Genomic DNA, 18,622 nt, shown 5'->3' on the forward strand with positions numbered 1-18,622 from the left:
TCGGACTGTGGCTGCTCAGGGAGTGATGGTGGTGGAGCGGGCGGGCGGCAGCCGGAGGCTCCGGGCGATGGTGTCTGTCCAGGAGCGGACCGTTGCCCAGTCGCGGAGATCCCCGTAGCGGCCTTTGCCGAGCAGCCGGTAGAGCATCCGGGTTCGCAGCGAGATGCCGTCGCTGTCGTACCGTCCGGCGAACGCCCGATAGTCGTGCGCGTCGATGTCGTCGCGCAGGGCGGCGATCTTCTTCGGGACGAGCCGGCCGAGTCGGCGTCCGATCGGTCCGCGCAGTGCCGGGGCGAGTCCGACGCTGAACAGCCAGACGTCCTTTCTCGCCAACTCGTCGTGGTGGGCGTGTGCGTAGTCGGCGACGGCAGGCAGGAGCTTCATGTTGTGGACCGCGCTGCCGAGGATGAGGGTGTCGAAGTTGGACAGGTCGGGCGCGTGGTCGATATCGGCGAGTTGGACGATCGCGTCGCGACCCGACAGCTCGGTGCCGATGAATTCGGCGATGTCGCGGGTCGATCCCTGTTCGGTCGCGTAGACGACGGCGATGCGGTGTTGGTCCTGGTCCATGCCGAAAATTCTGCTCGCGGGCGCCGAGCTGGGTGAGAGGACTCGTGCCCTGGGCCGAGGGGACCATGGTCATTGCCGGCGGCGGCGCAGTAACCAGCGGCGGATCTCGTCGGCGCCCCAGACGATGAACGGGTACGGCAAGGTGAACGCGAGCATCGCAGGGGTCAATGCGGCGGTCCCGAGCAAACGTTGCATCACCGGGACGTAGATGATCACCGCGGCGAGGGCGAGTTCGAAGACGATTCCCCATAGCAGCAAGCGGTTGGACAGTACGCCGATGGAGTGCAGTGAGGCACGATCGGTGCGTGCGGCGAACGCGGTGCCGATCTGGCCGGCGACCATGCCGAAAAACGTCATCGTGGTCGCCTGCTGGTAGGTGTGGTGCAGCGGTGTACCGGGGCCGGTGGGGTCGCCCGGGTGCCAACCGCCGTGCAGCAGCACGAAGAAGAAGCCGGTCATGGCGAGTATCGCCGCGATCACCCCGAGGAACAGCCACGCGCGCAGCAGCATCGGTGTGCGGATCACCGACTCACCACGTTCGCGTGGTGGCCTGCGCATCAGGCCGGGCTCGGCCGCTTCTCGTCCGAGCGCCAGCGCGGGGAGTGTCTCGGTGCCGACGTCGAAAGCCAGCAGCTGCATCACGGTCAGAGGCAGCGGTACCGCGCCGCCGGAGAGCGCGAACACCAGCAGCGGTGTCACCTCGGGCGTGGTGTGGGCGAAGATGTAGCAGATGAACTTGCGAATGTTGTCGTAGACCCGTCTACCGGCCTGGATGGCCGCGGTGATGGTGGCGAAGTTGTCGTCGGTGAGCACCATGGTGGCCGCCTCGCGAGCCACGTCGGTACCGGAACGACCCATCGCCACCCCGATATCCGCGCGCCGTAGCGCGGGCGCGTCGTTGACGCCGTCTCCGGTCATGGCGACGACATGGCCCGCCGCACGCAGCGCGTCCGCGATGCGCAGTTTTGCCTCGGGCGAGGAGCGGGCGAAGACCAGTTCGGCCGGGCCCGCCAGCAGCTCGTCGAGATCCGCTTCGCTCATCCGCTCCAGTTCCGCGCCGGTGATCACGGTCGGCGTTCCCCGCGTGATGCCGATCTGATCGGCGACCGCCGCCGCGGTCAGCCCGTGATCACCCGTGATGACGACGATGCGGATGCCAGCGTCGTGGCACAGTCGCACGGCCTCGGCGACCTCGCGCCGAGGTGGGTCCTCCATGGCGACCACACCGAGCAGGACCAGATCTCTCTCGGCGAGTTCCCGATCCCGCGGTGCCGTGGGACCGGCGACATCACGCTCGGCCACGGCCAGCATCCGCAGACCTTGCTGCGCGCGGGAATCGACGAGTTCGGCGAGCTGGTCGCGGCGCGGCGCATTCAACGGACGGATGCCGCCGTCGCTGCCGAGCTCGGCGGTGCACAGCGGCAGCAGCGACTCCGGGGCTCCCTTCGCGTGCACCCGCAGCCGACCGGTGTCGTCCGCGTCGACGGTCGACATGCGTTTCCGCACCGGGTCGAAGTGAAACAGGCTTTGCCGCAAACGCTCTCGCTCGTCGGTGCGCACCTGCTCACCCAACTCCGAGGCCGCGGCCAACAGCGCCACCTCGGTAGGGTCGCCGACGGCGGGGCCGGTATCGGCGAGACGAGCGTTGTTGCAGGCGACCATCGCTTTCGCGATGCGGGTCAGGGTGAGATCCCGCTTTCCGGACCGTGCGTCAGGGTCGTGCGCTCCAGTGACGGTGTCGATGGCGACTACTCGCATGCGGTTCTCGGTGAGGGTGCCGGTCTTGTCGGTGCAGATCACATCGGTGGAGCCGAGGGTCTCCACGGCGCTGAGGCGTTTGACGACCGCGCCGCGGCGGGCGAGATCGCGCACGCCGATCGCCAACGCGAGGGTGATCACCGGCAGCAGACCCTCGGGGACGTTGCCCACGAGGAGCCCCACGGCGAAGACCACGGAATTGATCGGGGACAGTCCGGCGCCGAGCATCGCGAGCGGAATGAACGCCGCCGCGAGCAGCACGGAGATCAGCGCGATCAACCAGGCCACGCGGCGCACTTGATGTTCGAGCGGGCTCTCGTCGCGCTCGACGCGTTCGGACAGGGCCGCGATGCGGCCGAGTTCGGTGTGCATGCCGGTGGCGAAGACGATCGCGCGTGCCTCGCCCTCGGTGCAGGATGTGCCGCTGAAGACCAGTTCGCGGGCCTGCGCCAGCGGCACTCCGGCGTCGACGGTGTCGGCGCTGCGGTAGACGGGCATCGACTCGCCGGTCAGTTCGGACAGATCCACCTCGATGCCGCCGTCGAGCAGCCGCGCGTCCGCGCAGATTCGGTCGCCCTCGGCGATGACCAGTACGTCGCCTGGCACGACGCCGGTCGCCTCGACCTCGGCGACCTGCCCGTCCCGCACCACTCGTGCCCGCATCGGTAGATACGCCGCCAGTGCCTCCACCGCCTGCTCGGCATGCCTTTCCTGCGCGAACGCGAACGCGGCGTTGATCATGATGACGACCACGATCGCGATCGCGACCGGAACGATGCCGACCGCCCCGGCCAGAACCGCCGCTGCCCACAGCAACAGCGCGAGTGGGTGGGTGAATTGACGAGCCAGGTCCCGTGGCCAGGTCCGGCGGCCCCGCCTCCGCAGCATGTTCGGTCCGTAATGGATGAGGCGTCGCTCGGCCTCGCGTGTGGTGAGCCCGCGGCGGCTGCCACGCAGATCGCGCAGCAACAGGTCGATCCGCTCGGTCGGATCGACCCGCAGACCGGGTTCGGCTTCGACCAGGCCGGTCACAACGGTGCCGCCACGTCGCGGAGGCGGTCCAGAACGGTGGTGAGCCGCCGGATCTCACCGCCGAGCTGGCGCGAGGCGGATGCGGCTCGGAGGTGGCGTTTCATCGAAGCCTCCTCTGAATTCCTCTCGCCATGAGCGTGCGCTGCGGTAGTCGTGGCAGCGGGGCTGAAGTCCCGCTCTGTGAGGCCCTACCGGTGTCGGAAGCCTGGATACGACGGCTGCGAGTCCACGTCTTCTCGCGATTCGGGGCCGGGTACCGCCGCGCGCTCGGTGCCGAGCTCGAGCACCGTGGCGAAGCCGGTGGCGAGACACTCGGTCAACGTGTCGGTATCCGGGACCGCGGCCGTATCGGCGTTGATCCCGACATAGCAGATCCCGGCATGCGAGGTCAGCGTGACGTTGACGGCTGTACCGATGGTGGGGCCGAAGGAATACATCCGGTCGATCCGCGCCCCGGCGATGTAGAGGGGCACGGGGGAGCCGGGGACGTTGGAGGCGACGAAATCGACGTGTTTGAGCAGTCCGGTGAGCAGCCGGGCGGGCAATCGGTTCAGCACGGCCGCGACGGCGCCCGACAGCGGAATCGCCGGTTCTCGCCGCCAAGCCGCGACCGCGGCGTCGACGGCGCGCATGAGTTCCCCGGTTTCGTCGAGATCGACCGGTAGCGCGAAACGGGCGAGGGTGATGCGGTTGCCACCGAGCGGGTCGTCGGGGGTGCGCAGGCTGATCGGCATCGTCACCCGTAGCTGGTCGAGCTTCGCCCCGTGGTGGCGGTGGTACGTGCGCAAACCGATCGCCACGGCGGTGAGGAAAGCATCGTTCAACGTGCAGCCCGCTGCCCGTGCCGCACCGCGCAATCGTTCGAGCGGCACGTCGAGGACCGCTACCCGGCGACCAAGACTTCGCCTTGTCATCACGGGCGAGAGCGTCGTGGTGATGGGCCGGGCCAACCGGACCAGCGAGCCGGCCAGCGCGGTGCCTTCGCGCACCGCCCGCGCTGGATCGGCGAGTGCTCGCCGGATCGTCGGCGGCGTCGAACGGACCCCGCTCACAACGAGATCCGAGCCGACCGCGACGTTCCACGAGACTATGTCGCGCAGCGCGCTCTCCGGGTCGCCCCGCGGTTCGGATGGATGCCCGCGGTCGGTGCCCGCGCGGTCGAAGTCGAGCAGCGCCGTGGCGATCTGGATGCCGCCGATGCCATCGGTGAGACTGTGGTGCACCGTCAGCACCAGGGCGCAGCCCGCGCCGGCCGAACCGCTGAGCAACGTCGAGCGCCACAGCGGGCGGGCCGGATCGAAACCGGTCATGGCCTCCGTACGCGCGAATTCGAGTACCTCGGCCAGACTCGCCGGTTCCGGTAACGCGGATCGACGCACATGCCACGAAAGATCGAAATCCGGGTCGAGCACCCACCGTGGCGGGGCGAGGCCGAGTGGTGCGGCGATCAGCCGATGCCGCAACCTGGGCACCACGCGGGTGCCGCGATCCATCGTTTGCAGCAGGCGGTCCCAGTCCGGTTCGGAATCGAGGATCAGGGCCGACACGATCGTGGAGCGCAGGACCGGATCGCGTTCCATGTTCCAGGAGAACAGATCCGACTGCGACATGTGGGTTTCGCGGGAGTCCATCAGCTGCTGCCTTCGTCCACTGCGTATCAGTGTGGAGCGGTTACCCACTCCGGATCTGGCCCCGCCGCGAGACCGGTACGGCCGATGTCCTACGCGGTGTCGGCGGGCCAGTGGGTTCACTCAGTCTGCCGAGTTTCCCTCGACGGCGACCGATGACGAAGACCCTTATCCGGAGGCCCTTCGTCCTTCGGCCGAGGCAGTTGAGTCGCCACGGCGGGTTTCTCGATCCGCGGCGTACGACCTCCGGTGCGGTGGGGTGGCTCACCCGCGCCCGATGGAGGTCGGCACTGGGTCCGTCACGTCGTTCCAGACCTTCAGCGCCGTCATGATCGATCTCTCGATCGGTTGTGCGGTGTCGAGTTCGATGGCCTCGGGCCACGGCGCTGCCGCGGCGGCCAAGGCGTCCGCGATCGCGGGTGTGGCCTCCGAGTCGCTCTGGGGCCTGGCACCGATCCGCTCGGCCGCGAGTGTTCGTGGGCAGGCGCACCGCAGCGACACCAGATCGCTGCGCGTCTCCTCGGCCACGGTGGCGGCTCGGGCGCGCTGGTTCGCGTCGGTCCAGCTGGCATCGAGAATCACCGAGACGCCGTGCTCCAACAGGTCCCTGGCCTGGGCGAGCATCCGCGAATACACCAATTCCTTCGCGGCGGGCCGATAGGCGCCCGCGCCGAAGACTCCCGCGGCGCCGGCGATGGATCCTGTGGCGCGCAAAGCGGCGCGGACACTGTCGCTGGAGATCGTGACGGCGTCGGTCTCGGCCGCCAAACGGGCAGTCACCGTGGATTTCCCGGTGCCGGGCAGGCCGCCGACCAGCGCGAGACGTACGGTGCCCTGTTCGAGATGCTCGACAGCGAGGGCGAGATGTCGCCGGACGCGCCCCGCCGCTTCCGGATCGCCCTGATCGGCCCGGATTCCGTCGGTTTTCGCGCGGACCGTCGCCCGATAGGCGATGTAGTGATGCCGAAGCGACGGCGGCGGCGAATCGCGCGCGGCGCGCAGGTAGTCGTGTAAGAACGCGTCGGCTTTCGCTGGGTGACCCAGGAATTCGAGATCCATCGCCAGGAATGCGGCGTCGTCGAGACCGTCGACGCAGCGCAGTCGGTCATCGAAATCCAAGCAGTCGAGGATTCGGAAGCCGTCGGGCAGGACGAAGATGTCCTCGGCGAGGAGATCCCCGTGACCGTCGACGATGCGGTTGTCGGCGATGCGCTGCGTCAGCAAGGCGGTGCGGCCGTCGATGAAGCGCGTCGCCAGGTGCACGGCGCGATCGAGCGCGCCGGGATCGATCGTCCCCGGTGGACGTTCGCGTAGCGGCTGGAACAGGGCGTCCCAGCGCCGTCGCAGCTGCTCCGGTGTGCCGGCCCGGTCGATATCGGCGCCGCGCCGTGCCCCTGCGTGGAAACGCGCGAGAGTCTCCGCCAGCGCGCGCAGCCCGGCCGTCTGGCGGGTCGGGTCCGCGAGCATGGTGGACAGGCGTAACGCGTCCGGCATCCGGCGCATCACGATGACCGGCTCCGCGGCGCCACCCTCCGGGTCGGTCAAATGCGCCAGACCCAGATAGACGTCGGGCGCGAGACGTTGATTCAACTCGAGTTCGCGGGCGCAAGCTCGCTCGCGGTTCTCCGGCGTGCCGAAGTCGAGGAAGTCGGTGACGATCGGTTTCTTCGCCTTGTAGGCACGGTCGCCGCACAGCACCACGAGCCCGGTGTGCGTCTCGCGAAGTTGCGCGAACGGTTCGTGGGTGGTTCGCAGGGCGACGCGTAGGGCCGAGACATCGAGCATGACGGCTCCCTCTGCTAGACGAGTCGAGCTTCAGGGTCGTCCGCGACAACCTCGTGTGCCTAGGGTCCAATGGCCTACCGCCCGGGCCGTGCCGTGGGCGTCGATGGCGCGAAGGTCGTTCGTCCAATCGGCTCGGGACCATTTCCCATCTGTTCACCGACCCGCGGATCTGTCGTATCTCGCGGTCGTTGCGCAGGCTGGACACCACATGGCTGCTGCGCTGGCGGCGACCTCCGAAAATCACGGCGTCTTCTCCGGCCCGTGGTGGGTGCGGAGTCGGCGCAAGCGCGGCGTGATCGGAGGTAGTTCGTGCGAGATCTGTCGAACCACCCACAGGAAGTCGCTGGAGCGACAGACGGCGAGTCGCGGTCGGGGCATACCCGGATGATCCGTCTGCTCGCCCTGACCTGTGTGATAGCCGTGCTGGTCGTCGGCGGATCGGCGGTGGCTTTGTTCAGTGCGCAGGCCGCTGATCTGATGTGGTCGGCGGCTACGGTGGCGGCGCTCGTTCCGGCGACAGTGTGGGTGCTGCAGGATCTGCGAAGAGGACGCTACGGCGCGGACCTGCTGGCATTGATAGCGCTGGCCGGCGCATTGATCGTCGAGGAATACTTCGCCGGTGCGCTGATCGCGCTCATGGTGGCGACCGGGCGGGTGCTGGAGGCGTACGCGGGTCGCCGCGCCGGACGCGATCTGTCGGCGCTGTTGCGGCGGGCCCCGGCACAGGCACATCGCCGTCGTGGCGACGGCGTGGAGACCGTGGCCGCGACAGCGATCTCACCCGGGGACCTCGTGGTCGTGCTGCCGGGTGAGACGGTGCCGGTCGACGGCATCCTCGCCACGGCGGGCGTTTTCGACGAATCAGCGCTGACCGGCGAGTCGGTCCCGGTGGTGCGGCGCGCGAGCACCGAGGTCCGCAGCGGTGTGGTCAACGCGGGCGCGGCTGTCGACATCCGAGCCGCGGCGACGGTGGAGGCGAGCACCTATGCCGGGATCGTGACGTTGGCGCGGCAGGCGGCCGCCGCTGCCGCTCCGACAGCGCGACTCGCCGATCGGGTCGCGGTGTGGTTCCTTCCGCTGGCGCTCACCATCGCGGGCGCGGCCTGGCTCGCTACGGGAGATTCGGTGCGAGCGGTGGCGGTGGTCGTCACAGCGACGCCCTGTCCGTTGCTGCTGGCGGTGCCGGTCGCGATCACGGCCGGAATGTCGCGAACGGCGCGGGCGGGTGTGGTGGTGAAAGACGGCGCCGCGCTCGAGGCGCTCGGCCGGGCACGGTGCCTGGCGATGGACAAGACCGGCACTGTGACGGTGGGACGGCCGGAGGTGCTCGATATCGTCACCGCGCCCGACGCCGACGCCGAGCAGGTGCTGCGCCAGGCGGCGGCGGTGGAGCAATTCTCGCCGCATGTGCTCGCGCGTGCAGTGGTCGCCGCAGCGGCGCACCGCGGCTTGAAGCCTGCCCTCGCACAGCATGTTTCAGAAGAACCGGGACAGGGTGCGACCGGGATCGTAGACGGTCGCGCGGTGCGGGTCGGGCGGCTTCCCGCCCGAACGGAGCCGGCGCCGTGGGCGTTGGCGGCGCTGCGGCGGGCCCGGTTGGATCTGGCCGCCGTCGTGTGGGTGTGTGTCGAGCAGGAACCTGTGGGCGCACTGCTGCTACGTGACCGTATCCGCGTAGATGCTGGACGCACGATGCGCAGATTGCGATCGGCGGGTTTGCGAAGACTGCTCATGCTCACCGGCGACCGGGTCGACAACGCGGCCGAGGTGGCACGTCTGCTCGGGCTCACCGAAGTCGTCGCGGACGCCGACCCGGCCGACAAGATCGCAGCGATCCGAGCGGAACGACACAACGGTGTGACGGTGATGGTCGGCGACGGGGTGAACGACGCACCCGCGCTGGCGGCCGCCGACGTGGGTGTGGCTCTGGGCTCGCGCGGGTCCACGGCGGCGGTGCAAGCCGCCGACGCGGTGATCGTGGACGACCGCATCGACCGGCTTGCCGATGCGGTGGAGATCGCCCAGCGATCACATCGCCTTGCGGTACAGAGTGCGGCCGCTGGGATGGCGATGTCGCTGGCGGCGATGATCGCCGCCGCTTTCGGACTGCTGGTGCCCGCGGCAGGCGCGCTCCTGCAGGAGGGCATCGATGTTGTGGTGATCTTGAACGCGTTACGCGCCCTGCGAATACCCCGGAGACGCCCGACCGAGGCGATCGAGCCGCTGGTGGCACGCTTCACCCGGGAGCACGAAAGGCTGCATGCCGCGCGCGCGTCCGTCCGGCAGGCGGCCGACGCGTTGTCGACCGGTCCCGGACCGGATGCCGACGCCGCGGTCCGCCGCGCGTTCGAACTGTTGGTGCAGGACATACTGCCGCACGAGCACGCCGAGGAGTCGGAACTGTACCCAGCGTTGACCGGCTACCTCCGCGATCCGGAGGCGATGGTGACCATGAGTCGTGAGCACACCGAAATCGAACGTCTGATTCGCCGTATCGGCCGTCATCTCGATGACGCGCCGCACGGAATCAGAGCGGATCAGCTCGATGACCTGCGCGCCTCGCTCTACGGATTGGATGCCATCCTCACCTTGCATTTCGCACAGGAGGACGAAGCTTTGTTCACGCTGGCTCCCGCAGCCGACAAGCCCGTGCCGAGTTCGGCCTGAGGACCTAAGTCCAGCGCCCGAGGGGCGGCCGACTCTGCTCCGGCCCGATTGCGAACGGGCAGAGTAATCGGTACCGACAGCGGTATGTTCCCGCGGACAGGATCGGGCACACAGTGGGCTGTCGCGAAAGGACGATCGAGGAGGCTTTCGGTGGGCCGAATCGTGACACTGACGATGAATCCCGCGATCGATGTCGCGACCCGGGTCGCGAGAGTCGTACCGACGGACAAAATGCGCTGTGCGACACCACGCTACGACCCAGGTGGCGGTGGCATCAACGTCGCGCGCACAGTGGCCGAATTGGGAGTCGAGGTGACGGCGGTGTTCCCTGCGGGCGGCCCGCCCGGCCGGCTGCTCGAGCAGTTGGTACGCGATACCGGGGTGCCGCCACGGCCGGTGCCCGTGGCCGAATCCACCAGGGAAAGCATGTCGGTCACCGAGACCTCGAGCGGCGAGCAATATCGGTTGGTCTTTCCCGGCCCTCGGCTCACCGATCCGGAACAACATCGCTGCCTGGCCGAGGTCGAACGTGCGGCGAGCGGCGCGGAGTACCTCGTGGCGAGCGGAACGCTTCCGCCGGTGTGTCTCCGGACTTCTATCAAATCCTCACCGATCTCGTCGGCGACCTCGATGTGCGTGTGTTGCTGGATACGTCCGGTATCGCTTTGCGCAAGGTGCACCGGGGCGTCCATCTGATCAAGCCGAGCGTGCGGGAACTCGGCGACTACGCCGGGCATCCGCTGATCGACCGCGCCGAACAGCTGGCACAGGCCCGCCGCCTGATCGCCGCTGGAATGACAGAGATCGTGCTGCTGTCCCTCGGGGCCGACGGAGCGCTCCTGGTGACGCAGGACGCACAGGAGTGGTTCGCGGCCGTGCCCGCGCGGGTTCGTAGCGGGATCGGCGCCGGAGACGCGATGGTCGGCGGCGTCACAGTGGGCCTGACCCGCGGGTACGAGCTGGCCGACGCGGTGCGTCTGGGTATCGCGGCCGCGACCGCGGCGCTCGCCACCACGGGGACATGCCCGGGGCGAGCCGAGCACATCAGGCAGGTGCACGACGAGCTTCGGCGTACCGGTAATTCCACCGGCGGCATCGATGCTCTCGCACCGACCGCCCCGCGGCTGCCGTAGTGCTCGCCGGAGCGAGGGAGTCCGGGGACGGGTTCGTCCACAGTCATCCGGAGACAGAACGCATGTAGGACATTCGGCCTCGCACTTGAGTCGATGTCCTCCTTCGCCTATGTCCGCGCAGGCCGCACGCTGATAGGGAGGTCTGACCATCGTCATCGTGTCCGGGACACCACTGATCCGGCCGGGTAGCGAGGCGGACGGCGTCTATATGCGCACCGCAGCCGGCCCAGGTGGTCTTCCCACACACGCGACACCTGACGGGTGAGCACATCAGCGCTGTCCCTCGGCAGCGGTGAAACTGGGCGGGCCCTGGTAGGGGCGCTGCAGTGCGGCGAAGCCGGGAGCTGTGGCCGCGGTGACGATCGCGTCCAGCAGTTCGGCCCCGCGTTCCGACCGCGGCGGCTCGGTCAAGACGGGACCGTTGAAGACGTGACCGTCGACGCTGATGATCGGGCTGCCACCGCGCCCGCCGAGCGCTGTTTGACTGGCGTGATGGGCGTGGGCGACCGCGGCGTCGCAGCCGATGTCATCGAGGGCTTCGATCAGTTCGTGACCGAAAGCGGTCTCGGCGATGGCTGCCGCTATCGCCTCCTCGGCGTCCTGCCCGTGTTCATGTGATCGCCGCCCGAAGGCCAGGTACAGCGGGGTGAACGCGGTCTGGCCGTGCTGCCGGACCGCGGCGGCGAACACGCGGCCCACCCGGCGTGATCGGTCGAGCATCGGAGCGTGATCGGCATCGGAGTCCTGGCCGCCGTTGAGCACGGCCAGGCTCATCTGCCGCAAGGTCACCACGTGCTCGTCGGCAGCACTGTCCAGCAGCCACTGCGCGGCTACCCAGGCGAATGGGCACACAGGATCCACATACAGATCGATATCGGCCATGAAATCCTCCTGTCGCTGGCGGGAAAATACCCCCGCCGGTATACTGCAACTATACCCATGGGGGTATATGAAGTCGACCCGGCTGTGATGGTATGTCTATACCCACCGGGGTATGCTGGACGGCCATATGCCGAGGAGAAAGGCGCATCCATGGTCGGCGACGAAACCGCTATCACCGAAACACTCAACAGGCTGCGGCGCGCGCACGGTCAGCTCGCAGGCGTCATCGCCATGATCGAGCAGGGTCGCGACTGCAAAGACGTGGTCACCCAGCTCGCCGCGGTCTCCCGTGCGCTCGACCGCGCCGGATTCAAGATCGTCGCGACCGGACTGCGCGAATGCCTCAGCGGGCACTCCACCGACGGCCAGCAGCCGATGACCGTCGAAGAGCTGGAAAAACTGTTCCTCGCTCTGGCCTGACTCAGATCGTCCACTCACGGGAGAAAGGACCGCACCATGGACCTGGGACTGTCCACCACATTGCACACGAATTTTGGCGATGCCGTCGATCGGACCCGCGCCGCTCTGAGCGAGCAGGGATTCGGCGTTCTCACCGAGATCGACGTGCGAGCCACACTGGAGACAAAACTCGACGTGAACATGGAGGACTACCTCATCCTCGGGGCCTGCAATCCGCCTCTGGCGCACGAAGCGGTCGGCATCGACCGGCAGATCGGGCTCCTGCTGCCCTGCAACGTCGTCGTGCGTCGCAACCCCGACTCCGACGATGAAGTCATCGTCGAAGCGATGAATCCGCAACTGATGGTTCAGGTCACGAACGAACCGGCCCTGCAAACGGTGGCCACTCGAGCCGCCGCGAAACTACAGGCGGCCATCGACTCTCTGAACACCACCAGCCGCGTGCCCTAACGCAGTCCGCGGGGCGCGCCGTTCGCGTGTCAGTACACCTGGCGTCGGTGCGGCGTCCGTGATGCTTCCGGGCTGGCGTCGAAAATCGGTGCGCAATATCTGTACCCGACACTGCCGACCGCGGTGGCGGCCTTCGAAGCGGACCGTCGGCCCGAGTCCGATGGTCCGTCCGGTGAATGACCTTCGTCTCTGCCCCTGAACGGGCGCTATCGCGATCATCGATGCTGACGGCACGAGCTGTCAGAAGAGGTGAACGGCGATGACCGATAGCGTGACCATCGCGTGGCAGGGGTGGTGGACCCGGCTGGCGCGCCTGTGGTCGTTGCAACCGTGCAGTTCGAATCGGCTGATGCGCCCCGGCGACCGCATCGAATCCGCTGTCCGAATCATCGCGACGATCGTGGCACTGATCGCCGTTCCTGTCGCGGGCGCCTTCGGCACTCACGCGTACACCGACACTTCCGCAGAGATCCGCACCGAAAACGCGACAAGGTTTCTTGTGCAGCCCGTGATCACCGAGGGGCCCAGCAGCATCGCTTCGCACCGCTACCAGGCACGGGTGCGATGGAACCAAGACGGCCGTAGCGGCACCGCCGTCATACCGGTGCGGGAGACGGCACAACGCGGCGATCGCATCGATCTCTGGCTGGATGACCACGGTGCGCCGGCTGCGCAACCTCGTCACCCGGACGTCGCCGTCGTGACCGGGATCGGCGTGGGTGTGTTCGTCCTGATCGGCGTCTGGCTGTGTGGATGGTGCCTTATGAACGGGGCGACGCTGCTGCTACAGCGGCGCCGGAGCGCGCGGTGGGACCGCGAGTGGCGGCAGATGAGTCGTGCGACGAAAGAGGGTTCGCAATGATGTACTGGAACGGGGACGGTGCGCAGTGGTGGATGTTCGTTCCCATGATCTTGCTGGCCGTCCCCCTGTGGATCGCGGTGGCGATCGCGCTTGTCGCGGTGTGCAGACCGGAGCGCGTCAAAGACATCCGGCCCGGTGGCCCGACGCGTCTGTCACCGGAGGCGCTGCTCGCGGAACGGTTCGCCAGCGGCGAACTGGACGAATCCGAATACCTGCGTCGCCTCGCGGTGCTGCATCCCGTCACCGGCGCACCGGCGGATCTCGATCGGCGCGCTCAGCAGTAGACGAGAGGTACTGCCGCCGGACGGATTCATGTCCGGGGCCGACTCGTGCGCTCGGACCGTCGCAATTCCCCCACCACGGCCTCCGCCGCGCGCGGTACGGCGGACGCCACCGGCTCGGATAGGCCGACGCCCGGCTCGAGACACGCCACATCCACCGCGACGACGACGAGCCTGGCGGGAAGACGGCCGAGCACGCGTCCCGATGGCAGCGCATCCGTGATGCCGAGGGAGTGGGAAGAGGCGGTTCCCGCACGCCGGAGCAGGTCGATGTCCGTCAGGCGAACCCGGCCGGGGACCGGGGAAACGCACCGCACGGCGTCGATTACGACAGCTAGATCGAAGCCGGTCCAGATATCCAGCAGACTCGTTGGTTCGCCATCGGAAATCGCCACGAGAACGCCCGGCATGTGGAGATTTTCGATCCGGGAGGCGACGACCGGACCGATCCCGTCGTCTCCGCGGTATTCGTTGCCCACGCCGACGACCACCGCCCACGGCTCGGTCATCGGCGCACCATGTCGAGGTCCAGGAAGTGCGCCGAGCAGGATATGCACGGATCGTAGTTCCGGATCGCGCGTTCGCACATCGTGGCCAGCGCGGCGTCATCCAGGTCGAGGTGGTCGGAGACGACTCGCCGCAGATCGTCCTCCATCACTGCCTGATTCTGTGAGGTAGGCGGAATGATCATGGCCGAGCGCACGATGCCGTGATGGTCGAGCTCGTACCGGTGGTAGAGCAGGCCGCGAGGCGCTTCGCTCACGCCGTGCCCGGTGCCGGCTCGAGGCGCGACCGGAACCGCGGCGCGGGAGGGGCGTTCGTAACCATCGATGATGGTCAGTGCCGCATCGATCGCGTGGACGACTTCGACCGCTCGAACCAGGATGCTCCGGAACGGGTTACGGCATTGCGCGCCGAGTCCGATTTCGGCGGCGACCTGCTGGGCGATCGGTGACAGCTGGTGGTGATTCAGTGTGTATCGGGCCAACGGTCCGGTGAGGTAGCGTGCGCCGTCGAGCGTCGCGTGCAAGGCGGTGGAGTGCGGAACCTGATGTTCTCGTATGTGATTCGGGAAATCGATCGCCGGGAAGCGAAGCCCGGTACTGGTGTGCACGTCACCGTTGTCGATGGCGTATCGGTCCGGATCGTTTGCCGCCAGCAGCTCGTATTCGAGTTCCAGCTCGGGGAATTCGAATCGCGCAGCCCGGAGCGCGGTGTTCGTCGCGTGGTCTCGCGCACGGCGCAGTTGTTCGATCACGGCGGCGAACTCGGCGCGTTCGGGGACCGAGTAGAAGCCGCCGAGCCGGACGTTGACGGGATGGATGGCCCGGCCGCCGAGGAGTTCGAGCAGCGCGTTGCCCGCTCGTTTCGTCGCCAATCCCTCCTCGACGAGTTCGCGGTGATCGGCGGCGAGCGTGATCGCGTCCGGGTAGCCGAGGAAGTCGGGCATGTGCAGCAGATGAATATGTAGAGAGTGGCTGGAGATCCATTCGCCGCAATACAAAAGCCTGCGCAGGTCGGCCAGTGGTCGGTCCAACTCCACGCCACAAAGTTGCTCGAGTGCGTTGCAGGCACTGGTCTGGTAGGCCACGGGACAGATCCCGCAGATGCGGGAGGTGATATCGGGCGGCTCGGTATAGGCGCGTCCACGCAAAAATGCTTCGAAGAACCGCGGTGGCTCGTAGATATTCAACTCGGTGCTTTCCACCTGCCCGTCCGTGATGACAACACGCAGCGCGCCCTCGCCCTCGACACGAGCCAGGGTGCCGACTTTCAACTGCCTATGCCGACTCATCGCCGTTCCTGTACGCGAACTCCGGCGCGGCTGCGGCATAGGTGGCGAAAACGCGATCGATGTCGTCGGTGTCCATGCCATTGACACGCAGGATGGGAAGCAGCGCGTGAATGTTGGGATTCGCCATAGGACCGAAACAACCGAAGCAGCCACGGTGGTACGCCGGGCACAGGGCGCCGCATCCCGCTTGCGTGACCGGACCCAGGCAGGGAATCCCCTCGGCGACCATGACACAGGTGGTGCCGCGACGTTTGCACTCGGTGCATACGCTCGTGTTCGGGATGTCGGGCGCGCGGCCCGCCAGGAACGCGCACAGGGTGTCGAGCAGTTGCCGCCGGTCGATCGGGCAGCCACGCAATTCGAAGTCGACCGGTACGTGCGCGGAAATGGGAGTCGAGGTGTCCAAGGTGGCGATGTATTCCGGACTGGCATACACCACCGAGGTGAACTCGGTGACGTCGGCGAAATTGCGCAGCGCCTGGATTCCGCCGTGTGTGGCGCACGCCCCGATCGCCACCAGAATCCGGGATCGCTCACGAATCTCGATGATCCGGCGTCGCTCTTCTTCCGTGGTGATCGAACCCTCGACCAGTGAGACATCGTATGGGCCGGGCTCCATCGCACTGGACGCTTCCGCGAAGTGCGTGATGCGCACCCGGCCGGCGAGAGCGAGCAGTTCGTCCTCGCAGTCGAGCAAGGTGAGCTGGCAACCATCGCAGGAAGTGAACTTCCACACCGCGAGCGTCGGCGTCTTCGTCATAGTTCGCGCACCGCCAGCAGTGGTTCGGCAGTCGCGTAGTCCACGATGGGTCCATCTCGGCACAGCAGCAGCGGACCGAGCTGGCAATGCCCGCATCGCGCGACACCGCACTGCATGTTGCGCTCCAACGACACTTGGATGTCGCTGGCGGGAACGCCCTTGCGCAGTAGTGATCCCGCGCAAAATCGCATCATCGGTTCCGGGCCGCAGAGCAGGGCGGTGGTCTTGCCGGGTTCCACGGTCAGGTGGGCCAGTGGTTCGGTGACGAACCCGACGCGGCCGTCCCAATCCGGTGCGGGGTGATCGACGGTCTGATGGAGTTCGATCGCCCCGGCCGCCGGCCACAGTCGCTGGTCGTGCCGGAACAGGATGTCCGCCGGGGTCCGGGCTCCGGTGATCAGCACGACCCGCCGGTAGTCGTCGCGCGCGGCGAGCGCGGCGAGTATGGCGGAGCGCAGCGGCGCCAGCCCGACGCCGCCGCCCACGATGACGAGATCACCTCCGGCCGCCGACGCCAGGTCCCATCCTGTGCCGAATGGTCCGCGGACACCGATCAGGCCGCCGACACCTGTGTCGTGCAGCGCCGCGCTCACCGCGCCTACCGCCCGGATAGTGTGTTCGAGGTTGTCGCCGACGGCCGTGGGATCTCCGCTGATCGAGATCGCGATCTCGCCCACGCCGAAGCTGTAGAGCATCATGAACTGTCCAGGCCGGAAAGGTTGCGCCGCATCGCGTACCGGTTCCAGGCGCAGCGTCACGGTGTCCTGGTTCTGCGCGATGCGACCGATTACGCGGTAGGGCAGCATCGTGTCACCGTGCGCCACTGTCCGGGTTCGCGTGTCCACGCTCATCGATCGCCTCGGTCGACGGCGATGCGGTGTGGACCGGCCGTGCAGGTCATGGAGGGGTTCCGGTAGAGGTCGAGCAGCCGGGCCCGGGTTGCCTGCAGTCGTTCCAGCAGCGCCTCGAACAGCATCATGGCCAGCGCGCGGCCGAATCGTGGATCCCGATCGGAGAGTTCGGCCAAGATCCCCGCGTCGAACTCGACGGCCTCGACCGGTTCGGCGGTCACCGCGCCGAAATGCCACCGGTAGGGCGGTACGAGCCAGGACCAGCCGAGCAGGTCTCCGCCGCCGAGGGTCTGGAGGACCACGGCGCCGCGCCCCGGCACCTGCGCGTCCAGCAGTATCCGGCCGTGGCGGATCAGCCAGCATCGGTCGGCCGGTCGGGCCTCGGTGATCATCCGGTGCCCTGCGGGGAAGGCCACATCGCGTCCGGCGGCGGTCAGTGTGCGCAGTTCTTCCTCGCTCAGCAATGCCAGCTGCCCGAACGCGGACAGTTCCTCAGCGGTGGGCATGGTGCGATTCCTCGGCCAGTTCGGCCAACCGGGCCACCTCCGCGGTCAGGTCGATCTCGGCGGGGCACCAGGCGATGCACCGTCCGCAGCCGACGCACCCCGAGCTGCCGAACTGGTCGTACCAGGTGCTGAGTTTGTGGCTGATCCACTGCCGGTAGCGGCTTTCGCCGGATTGCCGCACGCTGCCGCCGTGCAGGTAGGAGAAGTCCGGTTCGAAGCACGACGACCAGTGCTCCCAGCGCTCGGCATGGTCGCCGGTGAGGTCGGTGACGTCCTCGGTGCTGGTGCAGAAGCAGGTGGGGCACACCATCGTGCAATTCCCGCACGTGAAGCAGCGGGCGGCGACATCCTGCCAGTGCGGAGACTCCCGAGAGTCGCGAAGCAGAGCGCGAATGTCGACCTCGGGCATCGCGCGGCCCATCCGGTCGGCCGCGGCGGACACCTCCGCACGGGCGTTCGTGACCTCCGTCGTGTCGGCCGGACGTGTGGTGATCTCGCCGAGAATTTCGGCGCCGTCCGCACTACCCACGTCGACGAGGAATCGGTGGCCCTCGGCATCGACCCGCTCTGTGAGGGCCAGATCGTATCCGGACGAGACCCCCGGGCCGGTGCCCATCGAAGCGCAGAAACACACCCCGCCGGGCTCTGTGCAGTTCACGGCGACGACGAAAAGGTCTTTCCGGCGTGCGGCGAACGAAGCATCAGGATGGGCCCCGTCGCCGAGCACGCGTCCGAGAATCGCAATCGAGGTGAGGTCGCACCCGCGGACGCCGAGAAAGGCGGATCGGACCGGCGGGTCCGTCACGGGTTCCATCTCGAGGTCCGGCCCGACCTGGGCTATCTTGCGACGCGGGGGATGTAGGAACTGCTTCCAGGAGCCCGGCCCGGCCGAATGGGCGAAGACCGCCTCGTCGTTTCGGCGGCGCAGCCGGTACCGTCCGGGCGCGGTCTCCGCACCCCATCCGGCGGGCAGTCGCCTGCCGGAGTCCAGTTCGTCCAGGACGATCGCGCCATCGCGCACCTGCGGACCGATGACGCGGTATCCCCGGTCGCGCAGCACGTCCACCAGACGATCCAGACCGGCACGATCGATCACCACGGTGTCGTCAGGCATGGTCGAGACCCCTGTCAGGTTCGGATATAGCCGTCCGTTTTCGAGTCTCGTCAACCGGGAGATGCACCGCGAGGGACCAAGGTCCCGAATCGCGATTGCCGACGGCATCGGGCCCAGCGGCGACGGTC

The 18,622-nt window shown here is 67.8% G+C and carries 16 protein-coding genes and 1 pseudogene; 6 read left to right on the forward strand and 11 right to left on the reverse strand.

Going from position 1 to position 18,622, the window contains the following annotated elements:
* Window positions 1-15 precede the first annotated feature (15 nt).
* From AB0L97_RS04790 to AB0L97_RS04805, 4 genes are all read right to left on the reverse strand, one after another.
* Complete coding sequence (locus tag AB0L97_RS04790; protein ID WP_364425282.1) at window positions 16-570, reverse strand: flavodoxin domain-containing protein; 555 nt, start codon at window positions 568-570, stop codon at window positions 16-18.
* 69 nt (window positions 571-639) lie between these two features.
* Window positions 640-3,360: a cation-transporting P-type ATPase gene (locus AB0L97_RS04795; RefSeq protein ID WP_364425284.1), complete on the reverse strand. Its 2,721-nt coding sequence runs from the start codon at window positions 3,358-3,360 to the stop codon at window positions 640-642.
* 188 nt (window positions 3,361-3,548) lie between these two features.
* Window positions 3,549-4,991, reverse strand: coding sequence for a wax ester/triacylglycerol synthase domain-containing protein (locus AB0L97_RS04800; RefSeq protein WP_364425286.1), 1,443 nt, complete (start codon window positions 4,989-4,991; stop codon window positions 3,549-3,551).
* 261 nt (window positions 4,992-5,252) lie between these two features.
* A complete protein-coding gene (locus tag AB0L97_RS04805) occupies window positions 5,253-6,773 on the reverse strand; it encodes an AAA family ATPase (protein WP_364425288.1) in 1,521 nt (506 codons plus the stop codon).
* Window positions 6,774-7,157: 384 nt separating this feature from the next.
* On the opposite strand from AB0L97_RS04805, the gene AB0L97_RS04810 reads away from it, so the two are divergent.
* Complete coding sequence (locus AB0L97_RS04810; RefSeq protein WP_364425290.1) at window positions 7,158-9,440, forward strand: heavy metal translocating P-type ATPase; 2,283 nt, start codon at window positions 7,158-7,160, stop codon at window positions 9,438-9,440.
* A 231-nt stretch (window positions 9,441-9,671) separates the two neighbouring features.
* Window positions 9,672-10,573 (forward strand): annotated as a pseudogene (locus AB0L97_RS04815) (1-phosphofructokinase family hexose kinase).
* Between the two features lie 270 nt (window positions 10,574-10,843).
* Here AB0L97_RS04815 and AB0L97_RS04820 read toward each other — a convergent pair.
* Window positions 10,844-11,455: a disulfide bond formation protein DsbA gene (locus AB0L97_RS04820; RefSeq protein WP_364425293.1), complete on the reverse strand. Its 612-nt coding sequence runs from the start codon at window positions 11,453-11,455 to the stop codon at window positions 10,844-10,846.
* A 150-nt stretch (window positions 11,456-11,605) separates the two neighbouring features.
* Here AB0L97_RS04820 and AB0L97_RS04825 point away from each other — a divergent pair, with 150 nt between their 5' ends.
* From AB0L97_RS04825 to AB0L97_RS04840, 4 genes are all read left to right on the forward strand, one after another.
* Window positions 11,606-11,875, forward strand: a complete 270-nt coding sequence (locus AB0L97_RS04825; RefSeq protein ID WP_364425295.1) for a metal-sensitive transcriptional regulator — start codon at window positions 11,606-11,608, stop codon at window positions 11,873-11,875.
* A gap of 36 nt (window positions 11,876-11,911) precedes the next feature.
* Entirely contained in the window at window positions 11,912-12,325 is a 414-nt protein-coding gene (locus tag AB0L97_RS04830) for a DUF302 domain-containing protein (RefSeq protein WP_364425297.1), read from the forward strand.
* Window positions 12,326-12,584: 259 nt separating this feature from the next.
* The gene (locus AB0L97_RS04835; RefSeq protein WP_364425299.1) at window positions 12,585-13,187 is read left to right on the forward strand and encodes a hypothetical protein; all 603 of its coding nucleotides are present in this window, start codon (window positions 12,585-12,587) and stop codon (window positions 13,185-13,187) included.
* Window positions 13,184-13,471, forward strand: a complete 288-nt coding sequence (locus tag AB0L97_RS04840) for an SHOCT domain-containing protein (RefSeq protein ID WP_364425301.1) — start codon at window positions 13,184-13,186, stop codon at window positions 13,469-13,471. The genes AB0L97_RS04835 and AB0L97_RS04840 overlap by 4 nt, the downstream gene beginning before the upstream one ends.
* 26 nt (window positions 13,472-13,497) lie before the next feature.
* Here AB0L97_RS04840 and AB0L97_RS04845 read toward each other — a convergent pair whose 3' ends face one another.
* From AB0L97_RS04845 to AB0L97_RS04870, 6 genes are read right to left on the reverse strand one after another with little or no spacing between them, the layout of a single operon-like run.
* A complete protein-coding gene (locus AB0L97_RS04845) occupies window positions 13,498-13,959 on the reverse strand; it encodes a hydrogenase maturation protease (protein WP_364425303.1) in 462 nt (153 codons plus the stop codon).
* 14 nt (window positions 13,960-13,973) lie between these two features.
* Entirely contained in the window at window positions 13,974-15,263 is a 1,290-nt protein-coding gene (locus AB0L97_RS04850) for a Ni/Fe hydrogenase subunit alpha (RefSeq protein ID WP_364425305.1), read from the reverse strand.
* Window positions 15,250-16,023 (reverse strand): oxidoreductase, encoded by a 774-nt coding sequence (locus AB0L97_RS04855; RefSeq protein WP_364425307.1) that lies wholly within the window; start codon window positions 16,021-16,023, stop codon window positions 15,250-15,252. The genes AB0L97_RS04850 and AB0L97_RS04855 overlap by 14 nt, the downstream gene beginning before the upstream one ends.
* Window positions 16,020-16,874, reverse strand: coding sequence for an FAD/NAD(P)-binding protein (locus tag AB0L97_RS04860; RefSeq protein WP_364425309.1), 855 nt, complete (start codon window positions 16,872-16,874; stop codon window positions 16,020-16,022). Before AB0L97_RS04860 ends, AB0L97_RS04855 begins: the two co-directional genes overlap by 4 nt.
* Entirely contained in the window at window positions 16,871-17,380 is a 510-nt protein-coding gene (locus AB0L97_RS04865) for a cyclic nucleotide-binding domain-containing protein (protein ID WP_364425311.1), read from the reverse strand. Before AB0L97_RS04865 ends, AB0L97_RS04860 begins: the two co-directional genes overlap by 4 nt.
* A complete protein-coding gene (locus tag AB0L97_RS04870) occupies window positions 17,367-18,494 on the reverse strand; it encodes a 4Fe-4S dicluster domain-containing protein (protein WP_364425313.1) in 1,128 nt (375 codons plus the stop codon). The genes AB0L97_RS04865 and AB0L97_RS04870 overlap by 14 nt, the downstream gene beginning before the upstream one ends.
* Window positions 18,495-18,622 lie beyond the last annotated feature (128 nt).

The organism is Nocardia sp. NPDC051911 (genome assembly GCF_040681035.1).
Taxonomy (GTDB): domain Bacteria; phylum Actinomycetota; class Actinomycetes; order Mycobacteriales; family Mycobacteriaceae; genus Nocardia; species Nocardia sichangensis.

What these genes read in the sequence shown, in the direction of transcription:
- AB0L97_RS04825 (WP_364425295.1), top strand. Translation starts at nt 11,606, where the DNA reads ATGGTCGGCGACGAAACCGCTATCACCGAAACACTCAACAGGCTGCGG.
- AB0L97_RS04805 (WP_364425288.1), bottom strand. Translation starts at nt 6,773, where the DNA reads ATGCTCGATGTCTCGGCCCTACGCGTCGCCCTGCGAACCACCCACGAA.
- AB0L97_RS04855 (WP_364425307.1), bottom strand. Translation starts at nt 16,023, where the DNA reads ATGACGAAGACGCCGACGCTCGCGGTGTGGAAGTTCACTTCCTGCGAT.
- AB0L97_RS04865 (WP_364425311.1), bottom strand. Translation starts at nt 17,380, where the DNA reads ATGCCCACCGCTGAGGAACTGTCCGCGTTCGGGCAGCTGGCATTGCTG.
- AB0L97_RS04820 (WP_364425293.1), bottom strand. Translation starts at nt 11,455, where the DNA reads ATGGCCGATATCGATCTGTATGTGGATCCTGTGTGCCCATTCGCCTGG.
- AB0L97_RS04870 (WP_364425313.1), bottom strand. Translation starts at nt 18,494, where the DNA reads ATGCCTGACGACACCGTGGTGATCGATCGTGCCGGTCTGGATCGTCTG.
- AB0L97_RS04835 (WP_364425299.1), top strand. Translation starts at nt 12,585, where the DNA reads ATGACCGATAGCGTGACCATCGCGTGGCAGGGGTGGTGGACCCGGCTG.
- AB0L97_RS04840 (WP_364425301.1), top strand. Translation starts at nt 13,184, where the DNA reads ATGATGTACTGGAACGGGGACGGTGCGCAGTGGTGGATGTTCGTTCCC.
- AB0L97_RS04860 (WP_364425309.1), bottom strand. Translation starts at nt 16,874, where the DNA reads ATGAGCGTGGACACGCGAACCCGGACAGTGGCGCACGGTGACACGATG.
- AB0L97_RS04800 (WP_364425286.1), bottom strand. Translation starts at nt 4,991, where the DNA reads ATGGACTCCCGCGAAACCCACATGTCGCAGTCGGATCTGTTCTCCTGG.
- AB0L97_RS04790 (WP_364425282.1), bottom strand. Translation starts at nt 570, where the DNA reads ATGGACCAGGACCAACACCGCATCGCCGTCGTCTACGCGACCGAACAG.
- AB0L97_RS04830 (WP_364425297.1), top strand. Translation starts at nt 11,912, where the DNA reads ATGGACCTGGGACTGTCCACCACATTGCACACGAATTTTGGCGATGCC.
- AB0L97_RS04810 (WP_364425290.1), top strand. Translation starts at nt 7,158, where the DNA reads ATGATCCGTCTGCTCGCCCTGACCTGTGTGATAGCCGTGCTGGTCGTC.
- AB0L97_RS04850 (WP_364425305.1), bottom strand. Translation starts at nt 15,263, where the DNA reads ATGAGTCGGCATAGGCAGTTGAAAGTCGGCACCCTGGCTCGTGTCGAG.